The organism is Bacillus sp. 01N45, assembly GCF_056399205.1.
Genome location: NZ_JBFTQW010000004.1, coordinates 44,835 through 65,794 on the forward strand (window position 1 = coordinate 44,835; position 20,960 = coordinate 65,794).

The following is a 20,960-nucleotide window of genomic DNA, read 5'->3' on the forward strand; positions in this document are numbered from 1 at the left end:
TCACTAACTTACAAAATTTCAGTAAAAGAATGTATTAATTTTGAAGTGTGCAAATTGGGAGAGTGACTTCAACTATAGTCCCCTTATTCACTTCACTCTCAATAAATACCTTCCCCTGGTGTGTTTCAATAATTTTATAACAGACCATTAATCCTAAGCCGATTCCCTCTTCCTTAATACTGTAAAAAGGTTCTCCTAAATATGGTATACGTTCTTTTGGAATCCCACATCCTTGATCGATAAAGCGAATCCTTATTTGATTATTATCAAGTTTATCAAATTGAATCAAAATTTCTCCTCCTGTTGGCATGGATTCAATTGCATTTTTTATAATATTAACAAATACTTGTTTTAATTGATTTCCTTCACATGGAATCAGTGGAATACCAGGTGTAAAATCAATTCTAATTTTTATATTATTCATCATTGCTTGAGGTTGCAGTAGCATTAAAACTTGATCCATTAGCACACTAATATCATTAGGTTGTATCTTTACCACCTGTGGTTTGGCTACCGCCATAAATTCATTAGTAATACTTTCTATACGCTCAATCTCTGATGATACTATATTTATATAACCCCGATTATTCTCAGTTTCCGTTGATTTTAGTAATTGCATAAACCCTTTCATTGCGGTTAATGGATTATTAATTTCATGAGCCATTGCAGTCGCTAATTGTCCTACGACAGCAAGTTTTTCAGATTTCCGTAGTAATTCTTCTGTTTTTAGCCGTTCAGTGATATCACGAGAAATACTTAGGAAAACTTTTTTACCATTTAAGTTAAAAACACGGACACTAAACTCAGTTGTTATTATTTTTCCTGTTGGAAAAACATATTCATCTTGCAAAGTGAAGGAAGTTTGTCCCTCTCTAATTTTTTCTAACAACCTTACAATCATTTTAGAATCTTGTGGTACTACATTTGGAAATGGTAACGAGAGCAGCTCTTCTCTACTATATCCAAATCTTTTACAACCAACAGGGTTTACCTCAATGAATCGACTTGGAACATGATTTTCATTCAGCTCTACTACATATACTGCATCAGTTGCTTGTTCGATTAGTGCACGGTACTTCATTTCACTATCTTTTAATTGTTGGTGTAATCGCTGTCGTTCTCTTTCTGCTTGTTTTCTTTCAGAGATGTCTCTACATATTGCAGATAAAGCTATCACATTTCCTCTTACGTCTAGTATAGGAGAAACTGTCAGACTGACATCAAGAAGACTTCCATCGTTACGTCGTCTAACAGTTTCTAATCTGGTAACTACGGATTCACTCGTTAGAATTTTCTGAATATTTTTAAGTGATTCTTCCATTAAGAAATCTGGTACACAGGGTAATCTCTTACCTATGATTTCTTGTAATGACCATCCAAATATCTTTTCATAAGCTTTATTTGCTTGTAAAATATGCCCTTCTCGATCAGAAATGGTAATAGCATCTACATTATGCTTTATAAATGATTCTAGTAATTCTTTGGTAGCCCTTAATTCTGATTCTACCTTTTTCCTTTCGGTTATATCGACTATAGAACCAACAACTTCCATAACTTGTCCATTTCGTTTAATCGGCCTAAGTGCAATAAGAATAATCGTTTTATCATCTGGCCAGGGTAATTCGAATATAATTTCTTTCCCTTCCCATGCCTGAAGATAATACTTCATCAATTGTGGAACTAAATGTGGTGGAACAATAGAAGCATCAATAGTCCGTAAGCTTTTCCCTACCACCTGTTCAGAATAAAATCCTTTTTGATAATAAAACTGTCCATCACATAAAGTGTGTATAAAGTGCTTACCCACTTTTTTAAATTTAAAAATCCCTCCTTGAAGCTCATGTACGGTATCTGTGAGTTCTTGCTTGGATTTTTTTAATTCCCGATTCATTTTAGATAAGTCCTGTGTTAAATAATATAATCTCTGGTAGGCTTCCATAAGAAATAGCCCAATTAAAAGCCCTAAAGCTATATATAATAAGCCTCCAGTGTAAAGTAACTTAGTATTAAAGAATACACCAACTAACCACTTTATTCCGACAAAAACAAAAAAATATAAAGATGCACTTTTAAAAGGATGAAGGTTTTTAAAATATGTTTTAAAAGTAACAAATAGGATACCCAAACCTAAATAAGCAATCACAGGAGGTTCCCAGTAACCTCCAATGTAAAAGATACGCATTATAATAATGCTAATTAATGTAATCCAACCAGCAATGCGACCAAAGTAAATAAAAGATAGAATAAGAGGAACAACTCGAAGATCGTAGGAAAATCCCATGTATGGAAAAGAAAAGAGCATCAAAGTAACTGCAATAATCCCTCCATAGAATTTTTCGAAATATCGCCTGGAATGAATCAAAAACACTTGAATAAATATCGCTGCGCTAACTAATAAAGAAAAAATAGAAAGATTGATAAAATAGTCTTTAATAATCATGTAATGTCCCTCCTTGCATTAAAGATATATTCGACAAAAAAACTGAAAATCCTACAAATAGTACAAACAGTTCAGGTGTAAAAAATATAATTCCCTACATGACAGTACATGTAAATAGTATCATTTTGATTCAAATCGAAAACCAGAGAATCTTCCATTTGAACCTTCAAACACCCCAAAAATAAGGTATTTATTCTCTCTTTTTATTTAAATGTTTTTTATAAATTAATCAATTCCTTCACTATTACAATTCTTCAAATTCCTCAATTTCGGCTTTTCGCTTTAAAAATATTGCAATATCTTTATTACAAGTTACTCTTTTAATGTATTTGCAATCTTTTGGTTAAGCCATACACATAAAGCAACCAGCACCTTGATTCAATATTCACTTTTTTGCTGTACAAATTCTTTTGCTTTAGCTAGGTGTTCTAGGAAATAAGGAGCCTTATGCCGTTCAATTTTTCACTTAACTTGGTGTCTAGTTTAGTGTACCATCCCCATGCCCATCAACTTAAGAAAATAGATTCACCCCAAAACGAAAATTCTATCCATTGTTGTCTATTAATAACGAGAATTATGTAAATGAGCTGTCCATATGGGCAGCCTATTGTATTTTTTGCTTAGGGTGTTTTTATGTAGTGCTTGATGAAAAAGTAAGAAATAATCTTTAATTATGTACATCGCTTTATATTCACTTAGTTCTTTTTGTTTCTTACGTAACAGGAGTTCTCTCATTTTAAACATAGTAGAAGAACATAATAGGATACTAATGAGTTGTCCATAAAGGTGGCATTCTAATCGCTCTTGTTTTTGATGCATATTCATAAAAAGCACGTCACCCTTTCTCATTAACATAAGAGAATAGTAACGTGCTTTTAAGTTTAAGAATAGTCTAAATCCTTAAGTTGATGGGTACGGGGGGGTACTCCTATTAAAGAAAATTCCCATTCTAAAATTGAAGATACTTGTAAATTTAGTACGAATCTCAGTTGAACTCCTGTTACTTAATTGTCCCCATCCCACCAATTTTCACATTTACCTTGACGTTTACATCGCCCTTTGCTAATTCATTATTCCATTTATTTTGGACTTTTTTCCATTCTGGATATGTGTAAGTTCTTGCATATCTCCCAAGCCCAATAGGATCAATATTGGCAGTTTGYATTTTCTTTATTAATTGCTTGAAATCAGCTTCCAGCTTAGTTTCAATCGCCTTTTGTAATTTTACTCCATCCTTTCTTGTATTGAACGAAAAAAGCTGTTCTGTAATGCCGACCTTCATCTTTATATCTGTATTAAATATAAATTTATTATCATATCTTGCCTTTGTCTTTACTTTAATGTTATAGGCAGCAAAGCTTATCCAATCTTTATCCTGGCTATCCGACTTTAGTTTAATTGGGATTGTAAATGAAAAATCACCTGTAGTTCCTTGTTGCAAAATGCGTAATAGTTTGTTTTCATCAGGTTTTAGCGTTAATTTATGCCTTCCTTTTTCATCTAACAAAGCTGTACCTGCCACAAATATTTTATTCGTTTTTTTCATTTCAGTAATATTCGCTGTTACCCCTTTGTCTGCCATTTGTTCATGTAGTTCTTGAAGATTTGTTTTTACTGTGATATTTCTTAAAGAGGCTGTATCAACTAGTTTTGTTAAATATAGAGGAAGACGCGGCTTATCTTTTGGGTTATAAAAGATGACGTCCGAAACAGGTCCATCAACAGCAACAACCCTTGTAGTAACTGTATTTTTGGGGTCTCGTTGAAATGGATCGAGATATTTCATCCAATTTTTTTGTTTCAATAGCCGTTTTCCAACTAAAATCACCTGTGTTTTACTTCCCGAGGTAAGTGCCATAACAGTAGCATCAAATTTGTCTCTAGAATTTCGAATCGTAGCAGATTTCACACCCGTAACTTCTTCTTTTACCTTGGCTTCTTTATTAAAAACAGGACTTGACATGTACACCAATAGATTATTATTACGATCTAAATCGATACCAAGTACAAGAGTAAGGGAAACATCTTCAATATTTGTTTGATCAAAGCATCCAGTCATCATGAACACCGATAACAAAATACAACATAGTACTTTTCTTTTCAATGTATCTTCCCCCAATGAGACTTCTCATATAGCCAGCCATACATCCATAAAATGATAGGTAATATATAGGTTAACCCAATCCCAGCATTCGATAACACCTGTAGTCCCGTTTCGGCTTGATTCCAACTAGGACTAATCCAGAATACGAAGCCGATAATGAGTAATAAGAGAATAACTACATGAGAGCTGTGATCTTGTTTCCCAAGTAATCGGCTTGAACAAAATACAGAACAGAATATTGCAGGAATCCAGCATGTAGAAACAACGGGCAAGTAAGTAGCCAATAAAATCATGTCAAAACGTTCTAAAAACCGAAATTCAATTACTTTAAGTAAATTTAGTACCGGTTGGTTAAATTGCGTAATGCTATCAGGGCTAAAATAGGCAAAGCAAACAATAGTAGCGAATAAATAAAATAACATCGTTAAAGTGTTTGCAATAACCATTCCATGGACTGCATACTGTTTTTTTCGTAAAAAGGGATATAAAAAGAACGCAATGTCAAATCCTAAATAAGCATAGATAGTGGTCGGCACAGCCGTTAATATAGGCTTCCACCCCTCTTTTAAGAGCGGAAAGAATGGCATCCAACTTCCGTTCTCTTTAAGAGGTACCAAAAAAAATAACGGAATCCAAAGCAACATATAAAAAGTAAGTTCGGAGTACCGCCCTATAATACGAGGGCCGTTACGTGCGACAAGAAAGGTAGGAATCGAAAACAAAAAGATAACTAGATAATCAGGCGTTTTTGGAAGAAGCCATCCCTTAAGATAAAGCATAGCGTTCACAAGAACAGTACAAGAATAAAAAGCGAAGTACATCATGTAAATAACAACAAGTGTTTTCCCTATTATTTTCCCGAAAAATCGTATAAGAATTTCGTAAAGTGTGTCCTCGGGATATTTTGCAGCTGTTTTCACAATAAAAACACCTGATATTGTGGAGAATATCCAGCCAATCAATATAGCTATCCATCCATCTGTTCCAGCTTTTTCTGCAAGCACACGTGGAAGAGATAGAACGCCAGTGCCGACCTGCATTCCATTGATTAAAACAATATACTGCATAAGAGTGATGTCATTATAGGCATATTTTTTCATAATTTCACCTTTTGTTATGATTCTTACCTTGTCGAATAGATTGAATAGCTCCTGTACCCTTAGGACGCCTTCTGATTGCCCATAAAGGAAAGCGTATAAAAGTATCTTTCATATCTGCAAAGCGAAACGGTGCTAACGGTGTTCCATAAGGAGTTCCTAGCGATTCAAGACTGATAAGATGTCCAATTAATGTCATCCACCCGATAACCAGTCCTACAATTCCAAATAATGCAGCTAAGATCATCATGGGGAATCGTAAAAGTCTAACTGCAGATCCCATATCATAGTTAGGGATAATAAAAGAAGAGATGGCTGTAACAGCAACAACAATAATCATAATGTTACTTACAATTCCGGCCTGAACAGCTGCTTGTCCAATGATAATACCTCCTACCATTCCAACTGTCTGACCAATCGGGGTAGGCAGGCGTAAGGCCCCTTCTCTCATCATTTCCAGCGTTATTTCCATAAGTAATGCTTCCATTACTGGAGCAAAAGGTACGCTTGTTCTTGACTCTGCAATAGATAAATAAAGCTCTACAGGAATAACTTCGAAATTAAAGGAAATAAACGCAACATAACTCGCTGGCAAAAATAGAGCAACCAAAAAGGCGATAAAACGAAGTATACGAATAAACGAAGCAACTAGCCATCTTGTACCGTAATCATCCACCCCTTGAAAAAAAGAGATGAAATTTGTTGGAGCAATTAATACATTTGGCGAATGATCCACTACAGTCACAAATCTGCCCTGTAGAATGTGCGATACGGCTAAATCAGGTCTTTCTGTTAACATAAATTGTGGAAATGGTGAGTACGGGTTATCTTCAATGAATTCAATAAGTTCACCTGTACTAGTAACAGCATCAACTGTTATACTTTGAATCCGTGTTTCTAATTCCTTTAGCACATCCTCAGAAGTTACATCTTTTAAATATAAAATAGAAATCTTTGTTTTGCTTCGTAAACCAATTGTTATCTCTTTTATCATTAATTGGCGATGTGGAATATACCTTCGAATCATTGTGATATTTTGAGCTCCGGTTTCTACAAATCCTTGATGCCCACCTTTTAGAGATATTTCGTTATGAGCATCTTCAATACTTCTTTGCGGCCATCCTTTTGTGTCCAATTGATACGCTGTAGTTCGACCGTGAATTAATAAAACACTATCCCCTTCTAAAATAGCATTTTCACTCTGACTCCACGTATTAATAATTTTAATTTGTCCTAATGTAATGGGAAGTTCTGTATTGGTATCAAAATCACTATTCATCAAAGGACTTAGAACATGATTTTGAATCAATTCTTTATCTGTTAATCCAGACAAATATACTAAAGCGGCTTCTAGTCCAGCTTCTGTCATTTGAAACCGTCGAATCACTAGATCAGGTGATTGATGAAATACATTCTGAAGCTCAGCTATATTCTTCGATAAACTAGCTTCTAAGAGAGAGTCTTCTATATTTTTTTGGGGAACAGGAGTATCGTCTCGTATTGAACATGATTTAGGATTTTCTCTATATTTTAACCATTTCAGAAATTTAGTCATGGCTTCCTCACCTTCTATGCACCTTCTATAGTATGTTTAGTATGCATATATGAAGAAAAAATATCCTAATAATTAGAGAGATAACGCCAGACTTATTACTATAAAGTTTTTGGTGCATATTTCATAAAGGCAGGTTGCAATTCTCATTAACATAAGAAAATAGTAACCTGCTTTTAACTTCAAGAATAGTGTAAATCCTTAAGTTGATGGATGTGGGGTACCGCCACATGCCCATCAAGCTAAGATTTTGAGATACCCCCCATGCCCATCAACTTAAGAAAATAGWTTCACCCCAAAACGAAAAAATGAGCTTTTCTGTTAAAAATTAGCACAAAATTTCGTTCTGGGGGTATTTGTTTTTCTTAGCTTGATAGCGATGTGTACCATCCCCAATTAATACATTTTTTGGGGTTCAGTTCATTATATTTTCTACTTTGTCTTTATACACAACATATTCTTTCCCATCCACTACTGCTACCACCGCAAATTCATCATTTGGATTGAATGAAAGCCAGTCAGCCCACATGCTTGTACTAGCACCTCCACTCCACATATGATGAACAGTGTTTTTAGTTAAATTCATAACTTTATAAGACGCATTTGGTGCATTTGTTCCAGTCTTTATTTCAAAAGTGTATGCGTTATGGATTTTTTTATAAAAGTAAAAAACGTTTGATGGACGAAGTAGATTCATAAAATCCTGTTCTTTCTTCTCTGCAATTTTTATGCCTTCTAGTAATGTGACAACATCTGTTCTTAATATTTTCCAACTATCTTTAGCTGAATTCAAGTTAGGCTTTAAAAATTTATATCTATTTTGATCAGCTTTTTCATCTGCTTTATCAATATGCCCCAGTACACCCGAATATTGAGAGTCTAAATCATCCCATTGTGTGGACATATAAGTAAGAGCAGTAATAGCACTATCAATCGTACTATGCATATCACTAATATTATGAAATGCAACTCCGACTACACGATTTAATGTAATTTTATAATCTACAGTTTTACGTAATTCTGCTAAAGCAGGCTCTAATCGACCTAAATTATCTCTAGCAGTACCTATCATTATGCCACCAGAAATAAGCGTGGGGATAAAAGGTATTTTCACCATTATTAATCCATCAGATTCTAATTTCTTATAATAGTTTACTTGTCCAAAAACTTCATCTAAACGCTTTTGATCAGTCTCCACATCAGCTCCTTGGTTTTTTAAAATCGATTGCAAGGTCTCTTTATGGCTTCCAAATACTCTAACATCTTCTCCAATAGCGTTTTTAAATTTAGTTAATTCTTCTATTAATGCTTTTGCAGACTTTTGGTTTTGTTGAATTCCCCCCCTTAAATCTTTAATCCCCTTTTTTAAAGTATCCCCATTTCCATTATTGATCGCCTCTACTAATGTTTCATAATAATTTTCAAGCTTTGTATCGTATTCAATAATGCCGGTCAATGTATCTAAAAGCTGTTTTTTTAATTTTGTATTCCATGTAACAGCATGTGCTCTTGCATTCTTTTGATCCTGTACAATTTTACTAGGTAAATCTGCATACCCATTAATAGAAATTCCTTCAAAACTCACATCCGGATTATTAATTAGCAAATAAGAATATTCATTCATAGCTTTTGCAAATAACCCAGCATCTTGTACAGTTTTTTTCATCTTTTCTTCATTTGCTGAAAGAGACATATCTCCAGTGTTCGTTTGTTCAGTTTCAATTGCAAAGGTTGCTACTGGTGTGACTGCATAGGTAGTTGTCATAATTAAAAATGCTGATACAGCCAGTATTTTATAAGGTTTTTTTTTCATCTTTTCTTATTCCTCCTGTATAGAGTTTGATTTCAAGTCCTATTCTTATTAAAAGACGATGTAGTTGCATAGATTCAATATTATTAAGCAAATCTATATAACCTGTCCCCTATTAATCGATTCTGTTACAAATTTTTAAAAACAAGTAAACTACATGGCTATCTTTTTATTTGGATATAACTTATATATAAGTGAAAGGCGAAGTCTTTAATGAGACTCCGCCTTTTTAATATATAAGGATTTATTAATTAATGCTTTACTGTTTAACAGTGTAATCATAGACTCTCTATGTTATGGTTCACTTTGCAACAGAATTAATATTTCCCTATTTTTGTGGAGTAACAGTTTCCACTTTTAATTCCTTTATCCCTTCTTTTAATGTAACAGCATCTGTTCTTAATGTTTTCCAACTGTCTTTCGCTGCATTTAAATTAGGTTTTAAGAATTTAAATTTATTTTGATCCGCTTTTTGAGCTGCATTCTCAATATGCCCTAGAACGCCCGAATATTGAGAATCTAGATCATGCCACTGCGTGGACATATAAGTAAGAGCGTTAATAGCATCATCAAGTGCCTTGTGCATTTCATTAATATTACTATAAGCAACTCCAACTACGCGATTTAATGTTACTTTATAATCCACGGTCTGACGTAATTCTGCTAATAAAGGCTCTAACTTACCTAAATTATCTCTTGCTACTCCTACTATAATACCGCCAATTATCGGTAGACCCAAAATAGCACCCTTCATTACATTAAACCCATCAGATTCTAATTGTTTATAATAGTTTACTGATCCTAATACTTCTTCTAGACGCTTTTGATCGGCTTCAACATCTGCACCTTGGTTTTTTAAAATCGACTGCAAGAGATCTTTATTGCTTCCAAATGCTCTAACATCTTGTCCAATAGAGTCTCTTAATTTAGTTAATTCTTCTATTAGTTGTTGTGCAACCTTTTGATTTTGTTGAATTTCACCTCGTAAATCTGTAATCCCTTCTTTTAAAGTTTCTCCATCCCCTGTATTAATCGCCTCTACCATTGTTTCATAATAATTGTCAAATGTTGTATCATATTCAACAATACCAGTCAATGTATCTAAAAGCTGTTTTTTTACTTTTGTATCCCAAGTAACAGCATGTGCTCTTGCATTCTTTTGATCTTGTACAATTCTACCAGGTAAATCCACATATCCATTAATAGTAATTCCTTCAAAGTTCACATCTGGATTTTTAATTAACATATAAGAATAGGCATTCATAGATTTTGCAAATAAACCGGCCTTTTGCAAGGTCTCTTTCATTCTTGCTTCATTTGCAGAAAGAGCCGTATCTCCATTGTTCGTTTGTTCAATTTCACTTGCAAAAGTTGTTACTGGTGAAACTACATTAGCGGTTGTAATAGTTAATAACGTCGATACAGCGAGTAATTTGTAAGGGATTTTTTTTATCATTTCATTTTCCTCCAATTTAGGTTTTAATTTTCAGTTCTATTCCTGTTTAAAAGCAATATCTTTTGAAATGAATTCTGCATCTTTATGAATATCATTCCAACTTTCTTTAGCAGCTTTTAAATCATCCGGTATTAAAGAGAATTTGTGGTCTTGCATAGAATCGATATTATCCAGTAAATCTGTATAATTTGCGCCCATTGTATTCCATTGCTTTTGAATATTTGTTAGAGACAAGATCGCTTGATCTACAGTCTGATATAGATATGCCAATGTTTCTTTCGCGTTAGTAAGCGAAAGAACTGCTTGATTAGCACGATCTGCTTTCATACTTAATTCTCCGATTTTGTTAGAAATTTCGTTATAGGAGTCCATATGCTTAGATGCCGTGACACCCGCCGCAGTTCCTAGACCGATACCAGCTGCTCCAAGAGCTGAAAGTCCACCAACAACAGCTGGTGTTGCTGTACCACCAGTTACAACAATTACAACTGCTCCTCCAATAGCTGCAATAACTAAAATAGCTGCTCCCAATCCACCACCAATTGACCATGCTAATACATCATCAAAATGTTTTTTCTGAGTAGAACGAAGTTGCTCAATTTCAGCTTGAAGTTGCGGAATCGTTGCCTGTTGACCTGCTAATATTGCAGTTAATCCACCTTTGCCATCTGGACCACCAACATTATTTTTAAAATCTGTAGAATTTTGATATAGTTTCCCTTTGAAGTCTTGTAGCATCTTAATTACATCTGTAACCTCTTTTGAATTTGTATTAATTGTAGTAATTAAATCACTTATGCCCTCTTTTAGACCTGCCTTATCTTTCTTTTGTACAGTATCTACTAAAGTGTCGTAATAATTTTGAAATTGTTCATCGTAATTTACAATATTACGAGCTGTTTTTTGAATCTGTGGCTTCGCTTTATCTAACCAATAATTCGCATTGATTCGTGACAGTTCTTGATTAAGGTGAATATTTTTGAGCAACTCCCCTCCTTCTGATCCTAAATCGATATTAGATAAATTTACATTCGGTTGCTTAATCATTGTTTTTGCGTACAAATCCATTACAAGAATATGAGACCCTGTTTCAGCCAATGCTTTCTTCAGTCCCTCGGGACCTAAAGCATAATTGCCTACTTTTTGTTCTTGAGCGGTCGTTTCTTGTGCAAATGCATGAATAGTGTTACCAGTAGTAGCAGTTATAACCGTTGCCAGAGTGGCTAAAGTTAGCACTTTGAATGGGAATTTTTTCATAACTATTCTCCTTCTTTCGCTAGATTCTTATAATCTTTATAGTTTTTTTGAAAAACGTAATATCAAAATTTATATACCTGTTCTTCAAGGTAACTTATTACATTTTTTAATTGTCTTAATGTATCTTTTTGAGACTGCTCGTTAGTTGCATCAACATTAGTAGATAATTTTGTAATGTTATTTTTTATTAGATCCAAATCTTCTTTATAGCGCTTTAGTAGGTCAAGTTCTACATCTACTTGGTTTGCAAACGTATGCAAATCATTTTGTGAAAGAAGAAGCATTGATTTTTGTAAATCTGCTATTGATAGTTTCGTTGTTAAATCATATATTTTTTGGTTTTGTTTCTCTAAGTCATCTAAATATGCTCGCTGCTCTGCTGTTAGTTTATTTACTTCTGCGAAGACACCAAATGTTTTCTTAATCTTTTCAGTATCAATGGCTTTCATCAGGTCATATTCTTGCGTTTTTGCGGCTGCAGCTGCAGCTATTTCACCTTGTTTGCTTTTCTCAATTGCTTCACGAGCTGCTTTTTTGGCCGATTCAATCTCTAGAGCAGTTTTACCTTGTTCTGTCGCTTCTTGCGCCGCTTTTTTCTCCGCTTCTAGAATAGAGTTGTTAATTTCTTTTCCTTTGTTATACGCTGCCATCCCTGCTTGAGCAGCCGGTTCAATAATTTCTTTTGAAAGACTATAAACTTCTTTGAATATAGCAAATCCCTGCTCATTTAAAGCTCCTGGTATTAATGCAATTTGTTGTAAATCATTTTGAATTGCTTTTTTGGTATTTAATATTTCATTTTTTAACTGATCTATTTTTCCTGTTCCATCTGTACCTAATATGCCTTGCGCAGTTGCCACATTAGTATCGAAATCTTTTAATTTTTTATCAAGCTGTAATTTAAGATCTGTTAATTCATTAATTTGTCGTTGCGCATTTTCTTGATTCGTCATAGCCATTTCTTGAAGAACTTCAAGTCTATCCGAAAACCCTTCTCTATCTTCTTTATTGTCTACATACGATTTTAATGTCGGGTAATAGCTATTAAATTTCGTTACAAATCCTTTACTTTTTGAATTTAATAGAATTAACTGTGGATAGAGTTCCGATGACCATTCCTTCATATCTTGTTTAATTAGGAATTGATTGGTATTTAAAGCTGGGACTTCCTCTAGCTGTACATTAGGACTCATTAAAGATTGATCAATATACGTTTGGATTAATTTAGATTGCGCACCTAATTTTCGTAATGATGAAGAAATATCCATGCTTTCCTGTTGAGTTTCTGCTTGAACGATTGGTGCTGCGAGAGTATTGATAGGAATAGTTGCTCCAGTTACAATGGATGTTATTAAAAATCCTGTCATTATTTTATTTTTCATTCCGTACACTCCTTTACCATTGTTTTTTATAACTTGATTCATATAACTTGTACGCCCTAGCGCTAGGCTCTCTCCTTGCACACGCATGGGGAATGGGAAGTCTTTCGGATAGGGTGTTATCGTTATTATTTACTTCTAAGAGGATCTAAGGATTTTACTTCCCTCTCATTTAGATACTCTATTTTTCAAATAGTAAACGATAAAAATTCATCAGCTATATTTGAATTAGCTGCCCAATAAGTAGTAAAATATTATTTCCCCCTTAGAGCTGCTGTTTAACTTACAGATCCGTGAAGATAGATAACCATTGCTTCTAGAGTTAATCCTGTCATGACCTTTTTTTAATATCAATTTCATAATATGGTTTTTAGTTTTGTCAGCAATAGCCTTACAAGACTACAAAAGATGAAATTATACTGTACATTGCTTATACTTTTATTGCGGAATAAATTCACTTTTGCTATGTAGAAACTTAAAACCCATTTTTACAAAAATACTACTTTTGAGATTCTAAATACCTTAAAAATAAACTGATTATTAAGAAAATTATCCACAACATAATGTTACTTGCAAATTTAATAACCTCTATCTCTATTAGCTTGCTCTTCTCCCTTCTGTGTGGTCATACCAGTTATGTTGTTCATTAAAACATTAAATCTCCAATGCGTAAATAGCAAAATTTTGTCGATTGAGCTCGATAATTTAACTATTAAGTAAAAATACGAGTCTAATTAATTATACCAATATAATTAATTAGGAATTACAGCTCTGTAATTGTAATGATTACAAATTAAAGTGTATACGGTTAGTAAATAACCATTTTAGCTCAACCAAGCAATTTTATTTTTAAAAAAATACTTATAGAATAATTTAATAGGTTTTTTTATACTTTTTTCCTTTTATTTGGTTATGTATAATTGCATATAATATAGATATATCAAGTGATATATGTTATATTATTAAACTTTATGTAATAGTCCCTAATATCACTATTATTAAATACTTAACATGAAGATATTAATCTATAAACTTATTCCTCGTTATAACTATGGGTTTTAAAATATAAAAAAAGCCGCAAAGCTTTCTCGAGAAGAACCTTTGCAGCCTTCTGTTTTTTTATCTCCTTAGAAAAATAACGGATAGTGTACTCTTTAAAATTAACAACATGTTATAAATCTTACCCTTGTCCTTTGGCTTCACTAAATGTTTCATGGACTCTTCAAGATCTATTTGAATACATATTCCTTTTCTAGATCAATCACATACCCTTTCTAGAGTAAAAGAAACAGTATGCTCAAGTTTTAGAGTTACTTGCGCGTATATTAAAGTTTTTTCACAAGAAACTGATACTAAGCTTATATTACGGTATATTTTTCACGATACTGTCTAGGTGTCATGTTAGTTGATTTTTTAAAAACCCTTGTAAAATAACTTTGGTCGTTAAAATTAAGCCAAGCACAAATATCTGATAGTGGATATGTAGTGAGTGTTAATAATTTTTTTGCTTCTTCCACTCGTTCCCTTTGAATAAATTCACTTAAAGGAATTCCCACTTCTTTTTTAAATAATTTAGATAAATAAGTAGGGGTAATATCCAAATGATTAGCGAGTTCATTGAGAGATATTCCATCGTAAACATTTTTACTAATATGGTTCATACATGTAGTAACCGCATTTGAAAATTTTTGCGCATTGAATTCTTTCACTCGATCTGCAAAAGTACGTAAGGCATCTCCTGACAATCGCCTTACAGAGTCCACGTTCTCTAGTTGTTCCATGGTTTGGATATACAAAATACTAAGAGCAAAAGCAATGTCTGGTGGGAGATTACCTTCTATCGCATATCGAGTTGCTAAAGTAATCGCAATAATCCCATGGTTTTTTTGGTTTCTGAGTGGATCCGCTGTTAAAATTAATTCCGTATCTTCCTGCGAAACTGCATACATATATTGCAACAACTTCTTTTTATTTCCCTCTTTGATTGCTGAAAAATAATTATGTACTAATGCCATGTTGTGAGTTTTTGGTTTATTTTGTTGACGTTTTAAAATATATAGATCAGGTTTCACAATTTTATAGGGAACTTCCTCTAACACTTTATTTTTTTCTACCACAATATCAACATCTAACTTTTCATTGAAAATCATGTAATGCAATAAAATTCCCATATCAATTAAAGAAGTTTTTTTAACCTCAGGTAGGGATTGAAAATAGGTTAGTCTTTCTTGAATATTATCATTTGAGTTAAATTCTTTTCGAAGTTTAAAGGTTACATCATCCGATCCCTTTGGATGTATAGTGGGGCCAATTATTATAGTCCCTTTTATATAATCATGATTTTCTATATGAATTAGGATGAAATTTTCAAGATAACTGTTACATCTGAAAAGGGGCAAATTATAGGGATCATTTTCTTGATAAATGTCACTAAGATATTCTTCTTTAGAAGAATAAAAAGGACTACAAATATCCTCAGAATTAGAATGATATAAGATTTTTTTGTCTGTGGATAAAATGTGAACAGGTACATTAAAGGCTTTATGTGCGAGATCACACAAGTGTTGTATATCGATTGAATTATTCATTACCTTCTCCTCTTAATTAGATTACTGATAAATTTTTACATCGTTCCTGTATAAATTCATAAATTATTTTCCGTCAGGTATAACTCAAGACAAAATATTACTATAAAATATCAAATTAGTACAATTCACGACAAAATATTACTATATTTTTTTTATGAAAATCATATATTATTTATTTGTAAGTAGCATCTAAATATCAGAGTAGTTAGGAAAAGTGTGAAAGAAATAGATTCTTTTCTTATAATTTTCTAAACGACAATGAAATGAGCTGAGGTCGTTTCTTAATTCTCCAAGATCTAATCATAGAACTTGGGAAAACAGTGAAGAACCTACAAAATACAGAAACAAGGGATGATTGGAGTATACAACTCTAGTAAGTAATAGCTTCTTGCTAATCCTGCGAAAAATCTAGCCTTTGCGGATACATTGCCAGACGAACTAGAATATGCCCCAGGTACATTACAAATAGTAGGCTAAACAGTGACAGATACAATTCGATACAGACAAAAGTAAATTTAATGTAGGAAAAGAAAACGAAGAATTTTGGGATGTGACACATACAGAGTGGCATACAATGGTACTCCATGCGAGGGACAAGCTGGAAAAAAGATTAAAAATACAGTGAAAGTCCAAGGAGATACTGTATCACCGTAAGAACTAACAGCCAAAAATTCAATCACTTGGACAAACTGAGATTAAAAAAGTGGATGCTGCAAATTCGAATATAAAACTGATAAACTGCTGTATTCCAAATTTTTGACAAAGATAATAAAGAAGTCGAAAATTTAACAGCAGATGAAAATGATAAAGCTATTTCTGAACCACTGTGCTTCGGAAAATTCACGTTGGAAGAAATTCAAGCACCAAATAGGTCTACGTTATTTAAAGATCTAATTGAGGGAAAGGTCTTATCATCAGTACAAAAATAAAAATAGAAAACACAAAAAGCGAATGGAATATTAAAAATACTGACGATATAGTGCCAACTATTTTTATCTAATTGGCACTATATTACTGGTCGCAACATTAGTTTTAGTTTCCGCAAAAGCGGAAGAAATAAATAGATTCAAAAATTATTAGGGATAGCAGCGGTGACACAACATATAAATATTTTTTTATATGTTGTTAATCTTTGTAGTATCAATCTTTATGCTACCTAGCTTTATTACTCCATCACATAAACATATTATTTATTTTCTAAGTACAATGGCTATTACTTAACAAAAACAACACCCCTAATTAAGAGATGCAGTCACATAGATCCAAATTAATAGTAGACATTAGACACTTATTTCACAGTAAATTGACCTCAAAATAATAGTTACTGCAATATCAGGATTTGTTTATTCTATAACAAAAGAAATGTCACTTAAGCATTCTTTGTATGCTACTTTTAATTAATATATATGACACCCTTAATTTTCCACTCTATTTTTAGTTAAGAATCAAAATACTGAAGCCAATGAAATTGTATTACATTGGCTTCAGTATTTCAGATTTAAAATTACGAATAAAAACAAAATAACGTTTAAACACCCTGTTTTCAATCGTGTGAAATTTAATCCTTATCGATACATATGACATTCACACGACCGCTAAAAACCCTTAAAAAGCAATCTGAGAGTCCGTTTTTTCTGATTAACAATCATTTTTTAAAAATTTATGTGAAAAATCAATATTTAGTAAATCTTATTATCCGAGACACAATTATTGCCGTAATCAAGATAATAATAGCGGTTATCAAGCCAGATTCTCCAATCCAAATCTCAGTTTGATACCCTGTACTTGCACGTGCGAAAGGTCCTTGAATAATGGCATTCCAAGTAGTATGGATGATAACCGAAGGCCAAACGCTACCTGTGATAAGTCGTAAATAAGCTGTAATATAACCGAATGGTACAATACAAAGATAGATGCCCAGTACTGAAAGAACGACAGATGGTCCCTCTACATATAGACCAGCAATAACTATTGGAACATGCCACGTTGCCCAAATCAATCCACTAATAAGGATAGGCCGTGAAAACTCTGCATCGACTAGCCTTGTGAGCATATAACCTCGCCAACCCATTTCTTCTCCCAAAACTGGGATTAAGTTAAGCAAACTTCCGAAAATGCCGCTCAATACTACTAGATAAATGAAACTGAATGGTGCCGTTACATACTGAAGCCCAAGTAAATTGTAGATCGGTTCTAACATACCACCTTCGGGATGCTGAAACCCCGCAATTCCGCTCAACCAGGCGATAGAATAAGTAATTCCACAAATAATCATAGGGATTAGCAGAGCAAAACCAATCCCCTTCCATATCTTTAAGTTACCGAGACTAAAAGATACATCTTTAAACCCTTCTTTCAGTATTATGCGAGTCAAAATAGAAGATAATGCTGGGGTAAACATATATACCACAATAAGCGGCATACTTTTCGTAATTATTACTACTACATTTAGGATAATTGAAGTAATGATTAAGATACTCAGAAAAAGTTGAAGTCCTACTTTAGCACGTTGGATTTTATCTTTATTGTGGAACGATTTTGCGTGTAATATCATTGTAATCCGCCCTTCCCCTATAATTCACTTGTTTATCGAATATACTTCTTGTCATTTCCACAGACACAACTTAGAATAAAAATATTTTTGTATACAAATTCATTCATCTTTAAAATCCCTCCCCAATTTATAATCTAGTCTTACTTACGACTCATCAATGTAATTATTATTTATAAGTTGTCATAGCCGATAGTACAAAAGTGTAATGATTAGTCTATGACCTGTGTCAATTAACCTTATGACAATATGTAACTAGAAAATATGATATGGGATAGATAACAATTGAATTAAGGCAATTGATTCGTGCAAGTACATGAATCAATCTTGCTTTTACAAATAATTCAATTGAGGTGGAAAAAAATGAATAAGAAAAGAATAATTGCAATGGTTAGTACAGCTTTATTAGTCACAGGATGTGTAGAAGTAGGAAAGGCTCAAACAGTAGCAGTCGAAAATTCAGATCAATCAATCCAAAAAAATATAGTTAAATCCATACAATCACAGGCTTACCCATTAAAAACGATAGAGCCGTCAAAAAAATTTGAGGATTTAAAACCACTTAAGAAAATGATTGGGAGCGCACAATATGTAGGATTAGGAGAGACTACTCATGGAAGCTCTGAAATTTTCACTATGAAGTTTCGCCTTGTGAAATATTTGGTTACTGAGATGGGTTTTACAAATTTCACAATGGAAGAAGATTGGGGAAACGGCTTAAAACTAAATGAATATATCCAAACAGGAAAAGGAAACCCTAGGGAATTTTTAAATTATTTATATCCTACTGATGAAATTATAGCCATGATTGAGTGGATGAAAGATTATAATGCTAATCCATCCAATAAAAAAAAGATACAATTTATTGGGCTTGACTTAAAGGAGATGGACCAAGGTTGCTTTAATAAAGTAATTGATTATGTAAGGCTGCATCGACCAGATTTGCTGGCAGAAGTAGAAGAAAATTATAAAGAATTGTCGGCTTTTAATGGAAGTACAAAGGAATATATGGACCTCGCTCCTGAAATAAAAGAAAAGTTCAAAGCAAACGCTGAGAGAGTAGCCCAATTACTAAAAGATGAGAATGGGCAAGCCAACACAGAAATGGCTTCACCCGAGTACATCTGGGCGAAAGCAACGGCAAGTGCAATAGAGAAATATACAACAATGCTAATTCCTAACGACTATCCAAGTATGTTAAAGCTACATGAGCAATACTTGGCCGATCATGCAATGTGGGCACAAGAGACATTGGGTGGTAAAACGATAGTATGGGGACACAATATTCATATAGCTAAAGGAATTATCGATGAGGAATTATACCCTTATGCTGCAGGGCAGAATTTGAAGGAACGTTTAGACAATAATTATGTCACAATTGGCAGTACAACTACGGAGGGGAATTTCACCTTATACAACGACACCGGAGATAAGATTATAACAGATCCGATTCCACAAGATGTAAATAGTTTCAATTATACCCTCGGAAAAGTACCATATAAAATGTTTTTATTGGATAACCGTCACCTTAAAGGACCGGCAGAGAAATGGGTTAAAGCAAAAAGACCATTACTAAGTATAGGGGCACGACTCTTACCGAACCAATTGGCATACTTTGATAAGTCATTGCTTGAGCAATTTGATATTATTTTTCACATTCGAAAAACAAGTCCATCTCATATTAAATAAAGTGAAACTTTAATCAGTGGGGATTTTCTTCATCCCCCACTGATTATTAGTTGAACCAATCAGACTTTTATGGGCAGTTGATCCCCCACCTAAATTCTTTGCTTTTGCTGCATTTTCAGGTGGGGGTCTTACTGCCCATTAAAGCGGGATAAAAGTACAAAACAATCCCTTCTTGCATCTGCAAGAACGGGATTGTTTTATGGAGATTAATATAAGCATCTTTTTTAACCAGAAGTAGGTTACTCTCCCCTTTTTAGCATCATTTAGAAATGTCATATGACACTTTTACACTAGTGAGAATGAAAAAAAAAGCAGTACAATTCGGTTATTACATAGATAGGAGCGATGAACTTTATGAAATCAAGATTCATCCAGAATGGTTATTTTTTATTGCTAACTTTCGTTACAGGATTGTTTTATTTTTGTTTTTATCTAATAGCACTGCTATTCAGTTTCACCCTTTCATTTACGGTAATTGGGATTCCACTAGTTATACGTGTACTACAGACTACTACACCTTTTATCCAATTCGAGCGCATACAGACGAAAATTTATACAGATATTTCAACAGACTCTTATGATAAAAGTATAACAATAGATACATCGAACTGGACTCAGGTGAAATTAGTGCTTACTGATCGTCGCACTTGGTCTGCTGTCTATTGGTTAATGCAGAAATTTGCGATTGGCATTTTTAGTCTCATTAGTGCAACCATTTTTTATGTAATGCCACTCATGTTCCTGTTAGCACCACTACTGTATCGCTACATTGAAATGAATATCATATTCATACAGATAGATACGTTTGCCAAGTCACTCTTTGTAATGTTTATGGGTATAGTATTTACCGCCATAAGTATTAAAATAGTAGATGGTTTAACAAAGAAAATTGGGGGCTATACACGTAGCATGATCCGGCAACTAAATCAATAGAAGTTTGCCTTCTGTAAGAGAATTGCAGTGTAAAATTAAAAAGTATAACAATGTATGAAGGATTAATTTATAATATAGGAAGTAAAAAGGTAGGCTACTTAGGG

13 protein-coding genes and 1 pseudogene are annotated in these 20,960 nt (G+C 33.4%); 3 read left to right on the forward strand and 11 right to left on the reverse strand.

All coding sequences use genetic code 11. From position 1 onward, the window contains the following. Positions 1-34 precede the first annotated feature (34 nt). The 10 genes and pseudogenes from AC1DMU_RS10750 to AC1DMU_RS10795 form a co-directional block, all read right to left on the reverse strand. Entirely contained in the window at positions 35-2,440 is a 2,406-nt protein-coding gene (locus tag AC1DMU_RS10750) for a PAS domain S-box protein (RefSeq protein ID WP_088063996.1), read from the reverse strand. A 600-nt stretch (positions 2,441-3,040) separates the two neighbouring features. Then, positions 3,041-3,250: pseudogene (locus tag AC1DMU_RS10755) on the reverse strand (IS4 family transposase); the annotation flags it as partial. Positions 3,251-3,440: 190 nt separating this feature from the next. Beyond that, positions 3,441-4,544 (reverse strand): Ger(x)C family spore germination protein, encoded by a 1,104-nt coding sequence (locus AC1DMU_RS10760; RefSeq protein WP_476941497.1) that lies wholly within the window; start codon positions 4,542-4,544, stop codon positions 3,441-3,443. Next, positions 4,541-5,644, reverse strand: coding sequence for a GerAB/ArcD/ProY family transporter (locus AC1DMU_RS10765; RefSeq protein ID WP_044444145.1), 1,104 nt, complete (start codon positions 5,642-5,644; stop codon positions 4,541-4,543). Before AC1DMU_RS10765 ends, AC1DMU_RS10760 begins: the two co-directional genes overlap by 4 nt. 4 nt (positions 5,645-5,648) lie before the next feature. Next, entirely contained in the window at positions 5,649-7,196 is a 1,548-nt protein-coding gene (locus tag AC1DMU_RS10770; RefSeq protein ID WP_044444144.1) for a spore germination protein, read from the reverse strand. A 412-nt stretch (positions 7,197-7,608) separates the two neighbouring features. Beyond that, the gene (hblB, locus tag AC1DMU_RS10775; RefSeq protein WP_088063997.1) at positions 7,609-9,006 is read right to left on the reverse strand and encodes a hemolysin BL regulatory component HblB; all 1,398 of its coding nucleotides are present in this window, start codon (positions 9,004-9,006) and stop codon (positions 7,609-7,611) included. A gap of 325 nt (positions 9,007-9,331) precedes the next feature. Next, positions 9,332-10,459: a hemolysin BL binding component B gene (hblA, locus tag AC1DMU_RS10780; protein ID WP_000591974.1), complete on the reverse strand. Its 1,128-nt coding sequence runs from the start codon at positions 10,457-10,459 to the stop codon at positions 9,332-9,334. A 36-nt stretch (positions 10,460-10,495) separates the two neighbouring features. Further along, entirely contained in the window at positions 10,496-11,716 is a 1,221-nt protein-coding gene (hblD, locus tag AC1DMU_RS10785; protein WP_002128070.1) for a hemolytic enterotoxin HBL lytic component L1, read from the reverse strand. A 62-nt stretch (positions 11,717-11,778) separates the two neighbouring features. Continuing rightward, positions 11,779-13,098 (reverse strand): hemolytic enterotoxin HBL lytic component L2, encoded by a 1,320-nt coding sequence (gene hblC, locus AC1DMU_RS10790; RefSeq protein WP_088064481.1) that lies wholly within the window; start codon positions 13,096-13,098, stop codon positions 11,779-11,781. 1,355 nt (positions 13,099-14,453) lie between these two features. Continuing rightward, positions 14,454-15,683, reverse strand: a complete 1,230-nt coding sequence (locus tag AC1DMU_RS10795; protein WP_088063998.1) for a helix-turn-helix domain-containing protein — start codon at positions 15,681-15,683, stop codon at positions 14,454-14,456. Between the two features lie 752 nt (positions 15,684-16,435). Between AC1DMU_RS10795 and AC1DMU_RS10800 the strand changes: the two genes are divergently transcribed. Next, positions 16,436-16,612 (forward strand): SpaA isopeptide-forming pilin-related protein, encoded by a 177-nt coding sequence (locus AC1DMU_RS10800; protein WP_157835323.1) that lies wholly within the window; start codon positions 16,436-16,438, stop codon positions 16,610-16,612. 743 nt (positions 16,613-17,355) lie between these two features. Here AC1DMU_RS10800 and AC1DMU_RS10805 read toward each other — a convergent pair. Further along, positions 17,356-18,237, reverse strand: coding sequence for a CPBP family intramembrane glutamic endopeptidase (locus AC1DMU_RS10805; RefSeq protein ID WP_088063999.1), 882 nt, complete (start codon positions 18,235-18,237; stop codon positions 17,356-17,358). A gap of 360 nt (positions 18,238-18,597) precedes the next feature. Between AC1DMU_RS10805 and AC1DMU_RS10810 the strand changes: the two genes are divergently transcribed. Further along, positions 18,598-19,923: an erythromycin esterase family protein gene (locus AC1DMU_RS10810; protein ID WP_088064000.1), complete on the forward strand. Its 1,326-nt coding sequence runs from the start codon at positions 18,598-18,600 to the stop codon at positions 19,921-19,923. A 354-nt stretch (positions 19,924-20,277) separates the two neighbouring features. Beyond that, positions 20,278-20,856: a sensor domain-containing protein gene (locus tag AC1DMU_RS10815; RefSeq protein WP_088064001.1), complete on the forward strand. Its 579-nt coding sequence runs from the start codon at positions 20,278-20,280 to the stop codon at positions 20,854-20,856. Positions 20,857-20,960 lie beyond the last annotated feature (104 nt).